15 protein-coding genes, 3 pseudogenes and 1 other annotated feature are annotated in these 13,710 nt (G+C 24.2%); of the genes and pseudogenes, 8 read left to right on the forward strand and 10 right to left on the reverse strand.

Annotated elements, in window-relative coordinates; all coding sequences use genetic code 4:
• Positions 1–24: 24 nt before the first annotated feature.
• The gene (gene obgE, locus AAHH39_RS09365; protein ID WP_342217869.1) at positions 25–1,311 is read right to left on the reverse strand and encodes a GTPase ObgE; all 1,287 of its coding nucleotides are present in this window, start codon (positions 1,309–1,311) and stop codon (positions 25–27) included.
• Positions 1,312–1,679: 368 nt separating this feature from the next.
• On the opposite strand from obgE, the gene AAHH39_RS09370 reads away from it, so the two are divergent.
• On the forward strand, positions 1,680–2,624 hold the full coding sequence (locus tag AAHH39_RS09370; protein ID WP_342217870.1) for an IS30 family transposase: 945 nt from the start codon (positions 1,680–1,682) through the stop codon (positions 2,622–2,624).
• A 35-nt stretch (positions 2,625–2,659) separates the two neighbouring features.
• On the opposite strand, the gene coaBC is transcribed toward AAHH39_RS09370, so the two are convergent.
• The 4 genes and pseudogenes from coaBC to rplU all read right to left on the reverse strand — a co-directional run.
• A complete protein-coding gene (gene coaBC / locus AAHH39_RS09375; RefSeq protein ID WP_342217871.1) occupies positions 2,660–3,832 on the reverse strand; it encodes a bifunctional phosphopantothenoylcysteine decarboxylase/phosphopantothenate--cysteine ligase CoaBC in 1,173 nt (390 codons plus the stop codon).
• A 102-nt stretch (positions 3,833–3,934) separates the two neighbouring features.
• Positions 3,935–4,222, reverse strand: coding sequence for a 50S ribosomal protein L27 (rpmA, locus tag AAHH39_RS09380; protein WP_174481212.1), 288 nt, complete (start codon positions 4,220–4,222; stop codon positions 3,935–3,937).
• A 2-nt stretch (positions 4,223–4,224) separates the two neighbouring features.
• On the reverse strand, positions 4,225–4,536 hold the full coding sequence (locus tag AAHH39_RS09385) for a ribosomal-processing cysteine protease Prp (RefSeq protein WP_281748879.1): 312 nt from the start codon (positions 4,534–4,536) through the stop codon (positions 4,225–4,227).
• A 334-nt stretch (positions 4,537–4,870) separates the two neighbouring features.
• A pseudogene (rplU, locus tag AAHH39_RS13470) lies at positions 4,871–5,161 on the reverse strand (50S ribosomal protein L21); the annotation flags it as partial.
• Between the two features lie 11 nt (positions 5,162–5,172).
• Positions 5,173–5,245 (reverse strand) — a sequence feature (ribosomal protein L21 leader region).
• A 297-nt stretch (positions 5,246–5,542) separates the two neighbouring features.
• Between rplU and AAHH39_RS09395 the strand changes: the two are divergent.
• Entirely contained in the window at positions 5,543–6,007 is a 465-nt protein-coding gene (locus AAHH39_RS09395) for a hypothetical protein (RefSeq protein WP_342217873.1), read from the forward strand.
• 23 nt (positions 6,008–6,030) lie between these two features.
• Here AAHH39_RS09395 and AAHH39_RS09400 read toward each other — a convergent pair whose 3' ends face one another.
• Positions 6,031–6,204: a hypothetical protein gene (locus AAHH39_RS09400; RefSeq protein WP_342217874.1), complete on the reverse strand. Its 174-nt coding sequence runs from the start codon at positions 6,202–6,204 to the stop codon at positions 6,031–6,033.
• A 108-nt stretch (positions 6,205–6,312) separates the two neighbouring features.
• A complete protein-coding gene (locus AAHH39_RS09405) occupies positions 6,313–6,768 on the reverse strand; it encodes a DxFTY motif-containing membrane protein (protein WP_342217875.1) in 456 nt (151 codons plus the stop codon).
• A gap of 231 nt (positions 6,769–6,999) precedes the next feature.
• Between AAHH39_RS09405 and AAHH39_RS09410 the strand changes: the two are divergent.
• Positions 7,000–7,611: pseudogene (locus AAHH39_RS09410) on the forward strand (IS30 family transposase); the annotation flags it as partial.
• 171 nt (positions 7,612–7,782) lie between these two features.
• Positions 7,783–8,115 (forward strand): annotated as a pseudogene (locus tag AAHH39_RS13475) (IS30 family transposase); the annotation flags it as partial.
• 106 nt (positions 8,116–8,221) lie between these two features.
• On the opposite strand, the gene AAHH39_RS09415 reads toward AAHH39_RS13475, so the two are convergent.
• Complete coding sequence (locus AAHH39_RS09415; protein WP_342217876.1) at positions 8,222–8,917, reverse strand: hypothetical protein; 696 nt, start codon at positions 8,915–8,917, stop codon at positions 8,222–8,224.
• Positions 8,918–9,239: 322 nt separating this feature from the next.
• On the opposite strand from AAHH39_RS09415, the gene AAHH39_RS09420 reads away from it, so the two are divergent.
• The gene (locus AAHH39_RS09420; RefSeq protein ID WP_342217877.1) at positions 9,240–9,395 is read left to right on the forward strand and encodes a hypothetical protein; all 156 of its coding nucleotides are present in this window, start codon (positions 9,240–9,242) and stop codon (positions 9,393–9,395) included.
• A 23-nt stretch (positions 9,396–9,418) separates the two neighbouring features.
• Here the strand turns inward: AAHH39_RS09420 and AAHH39_RS09425 are convergent, their stop codons facing one another.
• Complete coding sequence (locus AAHH39_RS09425) at positions 9,419–9,613, reverse strand: hypothetical protein (RefSeq protein WP_342217878.1); 195 nt, start codon at positions 9,611–9,613, stop codon at positions 9,419–9,421.
• A 10-nt stretch (positions 9,614–9,623) separates the two neighbouring features.
• Here AAHH39_RS09425 and AAHH39_RS09430 point away from each other — a divergent pair, with 10 nt between their 5' ends.
• The gene (locus AAHH39_RS09430) at positions 9,624–9,776 is read left to right on the forward strand and encodes a hypothetical protein (RefSeq protein WP_342217879.1); all 153 of its coding nucleotides are present in this window, start codon (positions 9,624–9,626) and stop codon (positions 9,774–9,776) included.
• 25 nt (positions 9,777–9,801) lie between these two features.
• Here AAHH39_RS09430 and AAHH39_RS09435 read toward each other — a convergent pair whose 3' ends face one another.
• Positions 9,802–10,131, reverse strand: coding sequence for a hypothetical protein (locus AAHH39_RS09435; RefSeq protein WP_342217880.1), 330 nt, complete (start codon positions 10,129–10,131; stop codon positions 9,802–9,804).
• A gap of 327 nt (positions 10,132–10,458) precedes the next feature.
• Here AAHH39_RS09435 and AAHH39_RS09440 point away from each other — a divergent pair, with 327 nt between their 5' ends.
• Positions 10,459–12,600, forward strand: coding sequence for an ATP-dependent Clp protease ATP-binding subunit (locus AAHH39_RS09440; protein WP_342217881.1), 2,142 nt, complete (start codon positions 10,459–10,461; stop codon positions 12,598–12,600).
• An 83-nt stretch (positions 12,601–12,683) separates the two neighbouring features.
• Positions 12,684–13,697, forward strand: coding sequence for a heat-inducible transcriptional repressor HrcA (hrcA, locus tag AAHH39_RS09445; protein WP_342217882.1), 1,014 nt, complete (start codon positions 12,684–12,686; stop codon positions 13,695–13,697).
• Positions 13,698–13,710: the final 13 nt, after the last annotated feature.

Here is a 13,710-nt window from a genome sequence, read left to right on the forward strand (position 1 = left end):
TTCCTATTTTCCTTTGCCCTTTTTTTATTCTTCTTCTCAAATCATATCATAATTAAAAATCTTAACATGATCACCTTTTTTTATTCCTTGCTTTCTTAATTCATCATAAATTCCTAAATCTTGTAATTTAATTTTAAATAATAAAATATTATGATAATTATTTAAAGGATTTTTTTGATATATTACTTCAACGGTTTTACCAGAAATAGTTCATTGATTACTTGCAATTTTAGTAATAATAACTTGTGGAACTTCTTCTTTATTAATATATTCATAAAGAATATGTTCTTCATTATTTTCATCATTATTAACTTGATGCAGTTGTTCTTTTTCAACAGCTTTAGCAATATCTTTAATTAATATATCCAAACTAATATGTTTCATAGCAGAAATTGCAATTATTGGTAATTTAATTTGTTCTTTTAATTTCTCTAAATTAGTTTGTGCATCTGGTAAATCAATTTTATTTGCAACAATTAAATGCGGTTTTTTTGTCAAATCTTTATTATAACTTTCTAATTCACTCATAATTAATTGATAATTTAAAAAATGATCTTGAGTCTTATCACTAATATCAATCATATGTACTAAAACTTGACAACGTTCAATATGACGCAAAAACTGTAAACCCAGTCCTTTTCCTAAACTAGCTCCTGCTATTAATCCAGGCAAATCCGCCATAACAAAATTATTATTTTTATCAACTCTAACAACACCTAAATGTGGATTAAGAGTAGTAAAAGGATAATCAGCAACTGTTGGAGTTGAAGCAGAAATAGCTCCTAATAATGTTGATTTACCGGCGTTAGGCAACCCAACTAATCCGGCATTGGCCAATAATTTCAACTCACAAATTATTTCAAAATGTTGTCCAGGCATTCCTTTTTCACATATTTTAGGTACTCGATTTATTGCCGAAGCAAAACGAGCATTTCCTCGTCCACCAAGACCACCGGCAGCAATTATTATTTCTTGTTTATCTTTAATAATATCACCAAGAATATTTTGAGTTTTGTTATCTCTAATAATAGTACCCAATGGAACTTTTACATAAGTATTGGTTCCTTTACGTCCATGCATATTTTTGGGTGCACCATTTTTACCATCTTCAGCAGTTATCTCCTTATTTTTACGTAAGTCTAATAGAGTATTCATACCTGAATCACCAATAAAGATAATATTACCGCCTCTTCCTCCATCTCCACCAGATGGACCACCTTTGGCTACATAAAGTTCACGACGAAAAGCAACAACACCATCACCGCCTTTGCCGGCAGTAACTTTTAATTTTGTTACATCTATAAAACGCATTTCTTACTCCTTTTTTATATTAATAATAACTCTTATTATATAGTGTTAACATTTTTGTGTAAAATACTATTTTATTTTTCATATAATTTTAGTATACAGATATTATTGTTAAAAAAATAATAATTTACTATATCTAGTTAATATTTTTTGTAAACTATTTTTGCTTTATGAAAATTAATAACAATGGTTCTTTTAATGTTAAATATCATTTAAGTTATTTTCATATATGAAAAATTATATATTAAAATAAAACTTATAGGTGTTTTTATTAATTTGCTTAAAACCTGAATTGTAAAATTAAAAAGGACACTTATATAAAAATTAAATTGTGTTAATTCTATAATTAAGAAAAGAAAGGAATTAGCACAATGTATAAGTATCTGACTATTGAATCAATAATAGCAATAAAAGAATATAAAAGTTATGGATTTTCGATTCGTAAAATAGCAAAAGCCATTGATTATAGTAAATCAACTGTACATAGAGTTTGTAGATTATTAAATCAAAACTTATTACCATTAGAAATATTGAATAAAATTCAAAAAAATAAACAAAATGCAGGTAGAAAATTAATAATTTTAACTTTAATAGAAATTAATACTATTAATCATTTGTTAATTACTAAAAATTATGCTCTTGATATAATTGCTAATTTTTTAAAGGAAAATAAAATAAAAAGTATTTCAACAAAAACTTTATATAACATGTTTAAAACAAATCGAATGGGTTTTGATGAAAATAACTTATTGAGAAAAGGAAAAAATAAACCTCACAAACAAAAAGAAACTAGGGGCAGAATTAATAATTGTAAGTCTATTCATGAAAGAAATTTAATCATTCCTAATATTAAAAATATAGAAGAATTTGGTCATTTAGAGGGTGATACTATCATTGGTAAAGATCATAAAAGTTCTATTATTACTTTAGCTGATATATGATCAAAAACCACAATTCCTTTAGCAACTAAAAATAATAAATCAGAAAATATTAAAAAAAGTATAATAAAATTTATTTCAAAGTTACAAAAAGGAACAGTTAAAACTATTACTTTTGATCGTGGTAAAGAATTTAGTAAATGAAAATTAATCGAAAAAAATTGTAATGTTAAGATTTATTTTGCAGATCCTGGTAAACCTTGTCAAAGAGGTTTAAATGAAAATAATAATGGTATTTTAAGAAGATATTTACCAAAATCTACAGATCTATCTTCATATAAACAAAAAGATTTAAATACTATAGCATTTCAAATTAATTCTACACCCAGAAAATCACTATCTTATAAAAGACCAATAGATTTAATACAATTATTTTAAAAAAATGTCCCATTTATATTTACAATTCAGGTATATTAATAATTTAAAATATTCTTACTTATAATATCAACTATCTGTTTAGCAACTTCCACTTTTGAACCAATCAAATTATAATTATTATTTTTAAAATAAAAATTAATTTCTGTTTCATTTTTACCCATAACACTAATATTATTAATACAAATACCATCACAATTTTTAATTTTCATTTTTTCGATACCAAGATTTTTATCATTAACCTCTTGAGCAGCAAAACCAATTAAAACTTGTTGTGTTTTCTGCTTACCTAAAAATGCCAATACATCAATATTAGCAATCAGTGATAAAGATAAATTTTCATTTTTATTTTTAATTATTTTATTAGGAATATATTTACTTACTTTATAATCATTTAAAGCAGCAGCACATATTACAATATCAGCATTATCAAAGTTTTCTTTCATTGCTAAGAACATTTTTTCATTAGTATTTGCTTTAATAATAGTTAGGTTTTTTTGCGATTTAATTTCAAAATCACAATCACCTGCAACTAATACTACTTTAGCGTTAGTTTTAAGAAAAGCATCTACTAATGCTTTACCCATTTTTCCTGAAGAATTATTAGTAATATAACGAATTGGATCAATATAAGTTCTAGTACGACCAATATTAATTAAAATTTTTTTATCAGATAAATCAATACTTTTTTTAAAAAAATCTTTAATTATTGTTAATGCATTATCTGGACTTTTAACCCGTCCATCACCAATCATCTTACAGGCTAACATTCCTGAATCTGGAGGAATAATAGTAATATTTTCAAAATTAGATAATTCTAATAAATTTTTTTGAAAACTTTGATTGTGATACATATTATGATTCATTGCTGGAAATAATATCTTTTCTGCTTTGGAAGCTAAAAATACTGATAATGCTAAACTATCAGCAATTGCTAAATTTGCTTTACTAATAAAACTCATAGTAGCAGGATAAACAACAATTAAATTTGTTTTAATTGCTAAATTAGTATGAGTAATTAAATCTCCTTTAACATATGATTCTTGTTCAAACATTTCAGAATAATAAGAAAATGTTTTATCTTCTAGAAAATGTAAAGAACTTTTAGTACAAATAATATCAACTAAAAATTCTTTTTTTAATTGTTTTAATAAAATTAAGGCTTTGTTTGCTGCAATACTACCAGTAATTATTAAAGTAATATGTTTCATTATTTTCTCCTATCATATCATTAAACATAAAATAAACAAACAAAACCTATCTTCAAAATATGATAGCATTGAAAATAGGTTTTTATTATTAAAAATTTATTTTTACTTTTTATCAAGTATAACTGAAACTCGTGTTTTATTTTTTTTAAAAATAGTATACTTAACAATTCCTGATTTTAAAGCAAATAAGGTATCATCACCACCACGCCCTACATTTTCACCAGGGTGAATTTTAGTTCCACGTTGACGATAAATAATCGTTCCCTCTTTTAAACTTTGTCCATCACCAATTTTAGCACCTAAACGTTTAGAATGTGAATCACGACCATTACGAGTTGAACCCACTCCTTTTTTTGAAGCAAATAATTGTAAATTTAATTTATAAAACATAATTACACCTCCTTTATGTTAATATATTTTGGATATTGTTCTTTAATAGTTTTTAATTGTCAAAGCATTGTTTTTAAAATGATTTGACTATTATTAGTGAAGCTAGCAACTTTAAGTTTAACTAATCCAGCAGTATTATTAATTACTTGAACTTGATTATTATCAAGTTCATGAAGTGCATTTAATGTACCAATAACAATGGCTGAAATCCCTGCACAAACAATATCATTTCCAATTTTTGAAAAATTAGCATGACCAGTAATTATAACTTCTACAATGTTACTATTTTGGTAATTATAAGTAACTTTAACCATAATTTAATATTACCTTAAATTATTTTTTATTATTTTCATCATCTTCTTTAACAACTTTAACAGTCATATTTTTATGATCAAAAATAGTTTTTAAATTACCTTCACTAACAACAGTTTTAGTGTTATCTGGTTCTGTAATATTATCCTTAACAACTGATTTAGTTTTAACAACTTTTTCTTTTGTAAGTTCTTTTTTTACTTTACTAACTACTGATTTTGGCTCTTTAATAATAGGAGTTACTACTTCAGAAATTACTTCTTTTTTTACTTCATCTTTAATTACTGATTTTGATTGTTCAGTCTTCTTATCAACAAGACTTTTACCAGCAAGTAAAATATCAGTAATTAATACCTTTGTATATGGCTGACGGTGTCCATACATTGTTTTTGAATTTTTCTTAGGTTTATATTTAAACACTCGAATCTTTTTTGATTTATCTTGTTTAATAATCTCACCATGAACTTCAGCACCTTTTAGGAAAGGTTTACCGAATTGTTGATCAATCATCAATATTTTGTCAAAAATAATCTTATCTTTAGCTTTGCCAACAAGTTTTTCAACAAAAATTTCTTGACCATAGGAAACATTAATTTGTTTTCCTCCTGTTTGAATAACTACAAACATTTTTCTTATTACCTCCAGTTTAGACTCGCCTTATAGGTGGAATAAATCACTTGTTAACCTAAAGTAGAGCGGTTGAAACTGCATAAACAGTCTTAAATATTATAAAGTATTTTTTATTAAAAGCAATACAAAATTTAGTAATTATACACATAATTTAAATATAAAAATTACTAAAAAAAGAAAATAAAAAAATATATCTTTAATATTTAATAATTAATGTAACTATAATTATATCTACACTAAATTATGTAATTAATATTTTTTTTATAATTATTATTAAAATTATGATATTATTTTTCTAAACTTAATATAAGTTTTTAACTCATTACTTGTTCAAAAGTAAATGAGTTTTTTTATTTTTAGAAAGGAAGATTAAAAGAAATGGCTAAAGATAAAAATATCATTAATGAAACAATTGATTATTTACCAATGATTTTTGGTGGATTGGGTGCTGGATTAGGAGCAATTGATGGTCTTTCATGAACAAATCCACTACCTGTTACCGACATTGCGATTGGTGCTGTAGCCGGAGGAATAGCAGGTTATCAAATTAAAAAATCCGTAAAACATAAAGATAAAAATAAAACTAAAGTTGGAACATCATTAATTTGTGGTGCTGGTGCTGGTGTATTAAATGCAATATTAAATCCAGAAGCATCATTAATGAATACATTAGAAGCAACTGCTGGTGGTATTGTAATTGCTAAAGGTGGCAAATATATTGTTGATAAAGGTAGTAGTTATGTAAAATCTAGACCAGAATATCAAATATTGAAACAAGGATATAAAATCAAGAAAAAAGTAAATAAGATTCAAGATTTTTCCTTTAATTTTGTAGAAAAGTAATGATACATGATAAAGTGTTATTTTTAGAGAATTTTTAAACTAAATAATGTTACTTTTAACAAATTTTTAATTAAAAATAATATTTTAAGTGTAAATTGATGAATAATTTTTGGTCATCTATACTTTTCTACATAATTAAAAGATTTTTCTTCAATAAAAAAAGAAGCAAATAAATTAGATCAACAAAAACAACACACAAAAAAACAAAAAAAATTAAAGTTACTATAAATAAAATAAAAAGTTACCAATTGAGATAACTTTTATAATTAAATTAATTTATTATTAGAACTATTTTCTTTCAACTGTTATATCTTAATATATGATTTTTTTTGTTTTTTTCTTAATACTAATAATAAAATAATACTCGTTAAAAAAATACCAATAACAGCACCAGCGATTGAAATAATAAAACGTATTAAAATTTGTTGAGGAGTTAAAAAGTATCCTGACAAATAAAATAGTGATAAAACAAAAGCAAATGGAATACTATATGTAAATTGATCTAATTGATGTAATTTTAACTTATATGTAATAAAGGTTATAATAAAAGTAAATATGATTAAACTTAAACTAGAAAGTACCATTATTCAAAAAGGTAATTTAAAAGTAAAAGTAAAATCAGTACTAGTAGTAAAAAAAAGAATAATTCCTGGAATTAATACTTGTATTATTAAATAGCCAACACTTATCAAAAACTTAGTTCTTGGAAATGTATTTTCACTATTATTTTCAAAATTAACTTCTTGGTTTTTATTTTCCATACTTATCCTCTTGTATAATATAATTCTTTACAATTTTAACATGCTTTTATCAATAATTAAATAAGATTTATATTTATTAAATAACACTTATTTTAATACAAAAATTTAAAATAAAAATAATAATAGTTTTCCACAATTTAATGAAACCTGAATTGTAAAATTAAAAAGGACACTTATATAAAAATTAAATTGTGTTAATTCTATAATTAAAAAAAGAAAGGAATTAGCACAATGTATAAGTATCTGACTATTGAATCAATAATAGCAATAAAAGAATATAAAAGTTATGGATTTTCGATTCGTAAAATAGCAAAAGCCATTGATTATAGTAAATCAACTGTACATAGAGTTTGTAGATTATTAAATCAAAACTTATTACCATTAGAAATATTGAATAAAATTCAAAAAAATAAACAAAATGCAGGTAGAAAATTAATAATTTTAACTTTAATAGAAATTAATACTATTAATCATTTGTTAATTACTAAAAATTATGCTCTTGATATAATTGCTAATTTTTTAAAGGAAAATAAAATAAAAAGTATTTCAACAAAAACTTTATATAACATGTTTAAAACAAATCGAATGGGTTTTGATGAAAATAACTTATTGAGAAAAGGAAAAAATAAACCTCACAAACAAAAAGAAACTAGGGGCAGAATTAATAATTGTAAGTCTATTCATGAAAGAAATTTAATCATTCCTAATATTAAAAATATAGAAGAATTTGGTCATTTAGAGGGTGATACTATCATTGGTAAAGATCATAAAAGTTCTATTATTACTTTAGCTGATATATGATCAAAAACCACAATTCCTTTAGCAACTAAAAATAATAAATCAGAAAATATCTTTAATTTTGTAGAAAAGTAATGATACATGATAAAGTGTTATTTTTAGAGAATTTTTACACTAAATAATGTTACTTTTAACAAATTTTTAATTAAAAATAATATTTTAAGTGTAAATTGATGAATAATTTTTGGTCATCCATACTTTTCTACATAATTAAAAGAAAATATTACAAAAAGTATAATAAAATTTATTTCAAAGTTACAAAAAGGAACAGTTAAAACTATTACTTTTGATCGTGGTAAAGAATTTAGTAAATGAAAATTAATCGAAAAAAATTGTAATGTTAAGATTTATTTTGCAGATCCTAGTAAACCTTGTCAAAGAGGTTTAAATGAAAATAATAATGGTATTTTAAGAAGATATTTACCAAAATCTACAGATCTATCTTCATATAAACAAAAAGATTTAAATACTATAGCATTTCAAATTAATTCTACACCCAGAAAATCACTATCTTATAAAAGACCAATAGATTTAATACAATTATTTTAAAAAACTGTCCCATTTATATTTACAATTCAGGAATTTTTATACTATCTATATGATTAAAATTTAGTAAACTATATCTATAATGACTAGACTTACCTCAATTAACTGCTTACTTTTTAATTTTCTTTCTTCTTAATATTGCTATAACTACCGGAATAGCAATAATAACTAATAAAAAAGTACTACCAATAATTATAATATTTCAATTATTAATTAAAGTTGTTGTTTTTGGTTTTATTTCTGGTAAGGCAAAAGGGTTATTTTTATTTTTTTCATCATGTTTAACATTAGCATATAAATGAGTAATTAAATCATGCTCATAAAATAATAATCAATAACGTAATTGACCTGGATTTAGTACATCAATTGCACAATCTATATTAGTAGTTTCTTGTAAATACTGATTAAAATCAATACCATATTGACTATTAGCAAAATTAGTAAAACCAGAAAACTTAGTTGATAAAGGATTAATATTATAAATATTTAAATATTGTCTTGAAGAACTATCAACTTTATCATTTACTATTCTTTGTAATAAATAAATAGTATGATCTTCAGATTGATATGTTTTTAATGGTTGATTTGAAATAGGTGTTACCTTTTCTTCTTGCGGAACAAGATTATCATCAACACGCTGATATGTTCATTTATCTTCACTAACATTAGCAGTAATAACAGCTTCTGATTTAATTTGACTAAAAGCAATCATTTGTAAATTACTATTTTTTTCATCATTAATAAAATATTGATGAATTAATGAAGATTTATCTTCTTTTTCATTAATAACTTGAATGTCTGGCATAGAACTATTAATAGTAAGTGTTTCTTGTCTTAAAATAGTACTACCATCACTATCATTTCATTTAACATTATATATAGTGGGCTTATTTTTACTATAATCTTGATTTAAAATAGCATAGTCAAAAGTTTTATTACTATTAGTTTTAACAATTTTTTTTATTTCTCTGTTTTCATTATTAATAGAAATTTCTTTTAATTATGTAGAAAAGTATGGATGACCAAAAATTATTCATCAATTTACACTTAAAATATTATTTTTAATTAAAAATTTGTTAAAAGTAACATTATTTAGTGTAAAAATTCTTTAAAAATAACACTTTATCATGTATAATTACTTTTCTACAAAATTAAAGGAAATTTCTTTTAATTATGTAGAAAAGTATGGATGACCAAAAATTATTCATCAATTTACACTTAAAATATTATTTTTAATTAAAAATTTGTTAAAAGTAACATTATTTAGTGTAAAAATTCTCTAAAAATAACACTTTATCATGTATCATTACTTTTCTACAAAATTAAAGAAAAATTCTAATCCTGATTTTTTAAAAGGAGGATGCACATAAAAAACAAACATTTCATTACTAAAACTATCCTTAGTATTTGCAAATGGTCCAATTGGAAATATTTTAGCACGCGTTTCAAAATTAGATTTTTGAAAATTAGTACTTGGTTGTAAATTATATGGAACTTCCATTAAAGTATTAATGTCACTTGCTTCATATATTGTTGCAAAAAGTCCTGCATCAATACTTTCTTTAATTGTTTGATGATATTGTAAAATTAAATTATTACTTTTTTCATTAAAAGTATGACCAAAAGCACCTGCAGTAAGAAAACCTTGTGCATTTTTAAAATAACTACTATTATTATTAATAATACTTTTTATTGACTATAACCTTGATCATTAATAATATCATTGGTTTCAATATTACTATGTGTTCAATCATTATTAATAATTTGATCATAACTATCAAAATTAACATTTAATGGTGTATTTTTAACATTATTATATAAATATTGTGAATCATTATTTCAAGATTTAATACTATTAACTAAGTTACGATTTGATGACTTAACAGTAATATGAAAGCCGCTAACTTTACTATTACTAGTTTGATGATTTTTATTATTAAAACTAATACTTAATACTGAGGTTACTAATAAACTGCTAGCACTAAGTAATAAAATTAATTTTTGTTTAAATTCTTTCATAATATTTCCTTATAAATTTAATATTTAAAAGTTATTAAATTACTATTATTTATTTTTATCTAGCAATTATGTAATTAGTATATCAATTCTTTTAAAAATATGATATATATTATTTACACGAGAAATATATATTTAAGATCTAAAATACCTACAAGATCTATCACAAATATTATTATTATATTAAGTTTCTTTAATTGAAAATACTTATCCCTAAGTCAATTAAATATAAAATTAGCAGTTACTACTTGAAACTGCTAATTTTATTTGTTAGTATATTAATATGATTAGCAATCAAGTAATTATAGTGCTAAAAATAGGAGTGACATTATGCAATTAAATGAAATCCCTAACTATAGTAATGATCCTAAAATTCTTGATAAATTTGCTCGTAATCTAATTATACAAGCTAAAACAGGAAAAATGGATCCTATTATTGGACGTGATGAAGATATTCGTAAAGTAGAAGAAATACTCTCACGAAAAACTAAAAACAACCCCGTCTTAATCGGTTTACCTGGTATTGGTAAAACTGCTATTATTGAAGGTTTAGCCCAACGTATTGTTCGTGGTGATGTTCCTAGTAACTTAAAAGATAAAATTATTTATGAACTAGATATGGGAGCACTAATTGCTGGCGCTAAATTCCAAGGTGAGTTTGAAGAACGATTAAAAGCGGTTATTAACCAAATTAAAAATTCTGATGGAAAAATTATTTTATTTATTGATGAACTACATTTAATTGTTGGTGCTGGTAGAACACAAGGTTCAATGGATGCTTCTAATTTACTAAAACCAATGTTAGCACGTGGTGAACTACGTTGTATTGGTGCCACAACACTTGACGAATATCGTCAATACATTGAAAAAGATGCAGCCCTTGAACGAAGATTTCGTAAGATGATTATTAAAGAACCAACAACAGAAGATACAACTGCTATCTTACGTGGTTTAAAAGAACGTTTTGAAGCTTATCATGGTGTAAAAATTCATGATAGTGCATTACGAGAAGCTGTTTATTTATCTAATAAATATATTAATGATCGTTACTTGCCTGATAAAGCAATTGACTTAATTGATGAAGCTTGTGCTAGTATTAAAACTGAAATTGCTTCGGTTCCTAGTGATTTAGATGATATAAGAAGAAAAGTCTTACAATTAAAAATTGAACAAGCAGCCTTAAGCAAAGAAAAAGATGAAAACTCGCAAACAAGACTAATTGAAGTCGATAAACAATTAAAAACTAAAAAAAATACTTTACAACAATTAGAAGATAAATGAATCAAAGAAAAGTCAGCATTAGACCATATTACTAGTTTAAAAAATAAATTAGAAAATGCTAAATCAGAATTAGAATTGTATCAATTATCAGGTAATTTTACAAAAGCTGGTGAACTACAATATAGTATTATTCCCAACTTAGAAAAAGAACTTAAAGATAGTGAAAATATAAAAAAAGATAATCCTTTACTACGCGAAGATGTTACTAGTGAAGATATTGCAAAAGTTGTTGCAAAATGAACTGGCATTCCTGTTACTCGTTTATTAGCAACCGAAAAAGAAAAATTATTAAAATTACCCTTAACTTTAAATACGAGAATTAAAGGTCAAAGTAATGCCCTACAGTTGGTAAGTGATGCTTTAATTAGAGCTCGTGCTGGTATTAAAGATCCCAATCGCCCAATTGGTTCATTTATTTTCTTGGGTCCAACCGGTGTTGGAAAAACTGAAGTTGCTAGAACCTTAGCTGATATTTTATTTGATAGCGAAAAAAATATGGTTCGTATTGATATGTCAGAATTTATGGAAAAACACGCAGTTAGCAAATTACTAGGTTCACCCCCTGGCTATGTTGGTTATGAAAACGGTGGACAATTAACCGAAAAAGTAAGAAGAAATCCTTACAGTATCATTCTTTTTGATGAAATCGAAAAAGCCCATCCTGAAGTATTAAATATTTTATTACAAATTCTTGATGAAGGTAGAATTACAGACAGTCATGGTCTCTTAATTGACTTTAAAAACACAATAATTATTATGACTTCAAATCTTGGTTCACAAGAACTATTAAGTGGTAAAGATAACAGCAAAGAGCAAGCATTAAATATCTTAAAAAAATCATTTCGACCAGAATTTATTAATCGAATTGATGAAATTGTTATCTTCAATCCATTAAGTAAAAAAGTAATAACAGAAATTATTATTAAAGAATTAGATACTTTATTATTGCGATTAAGACAAGAAAAAAATTTACAATTATCTTATGAATCAGAAGTAGTTAATAAAATACTAAAAGATGCTTATGATGAAGAATATGGCGCACGACCGATTAAACGCTATATTCAACACTATATTGAAACTATTATCGCACAAGCTATTATTAAAGAAGAACTAATACCCCACAAACGAATGGTAATTACTATCAATAAAGACAATATGTTTATTCTCAGTAAAAAAATAAAATTCAATTAAGTCTTGATATTATTACACTCTCAGTTATAATTATATAAGTATTGGCATTCAAGGTTAATGAATGCTAAAAAAGGTGGTGAACAATGTTAAGTAACAGACAATCACAAATTTTAAAAATCATTGTTGAAAAATATATTAAAACAGGATTACCAATTGGTAGCAAAACTATTTTAGAAAATAATAACAATATTAATTTTTCTAGTGCTACTATTCGTAATGAATGTGTTGAATTAGAAACATTAGGATTATTAGAAAAAGCACATAGCTCTAGTGGCCGTATTCCTTCAACAAAAGGTTATCGCTATTATGTTGATAATTTAATGAATATGGGTGAACACCAAGAACTAGAAATCTTGAAGAAAAAAATAGCAGAAGTATTTAATAACCGTAACTTAGTAATTACCGAAGTATTAAATAAAACTAGTACTATTTTAAGTGAAATGACTAATTTGATTAGTATTGTTACTGGTCCTAATCTTAATGAAGATACTTTAAAGAAAATTGAATTAATACCAATTAGTAATGATAATGCTTTAACAATTTGTATTACTAGTAATGGTCATGTTCAAAACAAAATGTTTAATATTCAAGAAACCTCATTAACTGATTTATCAATTGCCATTGATATTTTTAACACCAGATTAATTGGTACTAAAATTAGTGAAATTAGTGAGAAAGTAAATTTATTAAAACCAATTCTTGAACAACAAGTACAAAAATCAGAATATATTATTCAAGGATTTGTTAACACTTTAATTAATTTCTCACGACCACTATCAACAACACATGGTGTTCAATATATGTTAGAAAATCCCGAATTTAATGATATTAATAAGGTTAAAACAATTATTAAATTCATTGAATCACAATCACCATGAATGTATTTTGATGAATTAAATAATAATCAACTACAAATTAAAATTGGTGAAGAACTGGGTAATGAAAATAACGATATGGCAATGATTACTACTACTTTTAAAGTTCATGATGGTGAACAAGGACAAATTGCAATTGTTGGACCTAAACGTTTAGAATATGAAAAACTAACTGAAATTCTAAATTGGATTAATCAAACATTGATTAAAAACTTTAAATAGAAATGAGATGATA

Origin of the sequence: Spiroplasma endosymbiont of Amphimallon solstitiale, from assembly GCF_964030965.1 — a bacterium.
Lineage (GTDB): Bacteria > Bacillota_I > Bacilli_A > Mycoplasmatales > VBWQ01 > Spiroplasma_E.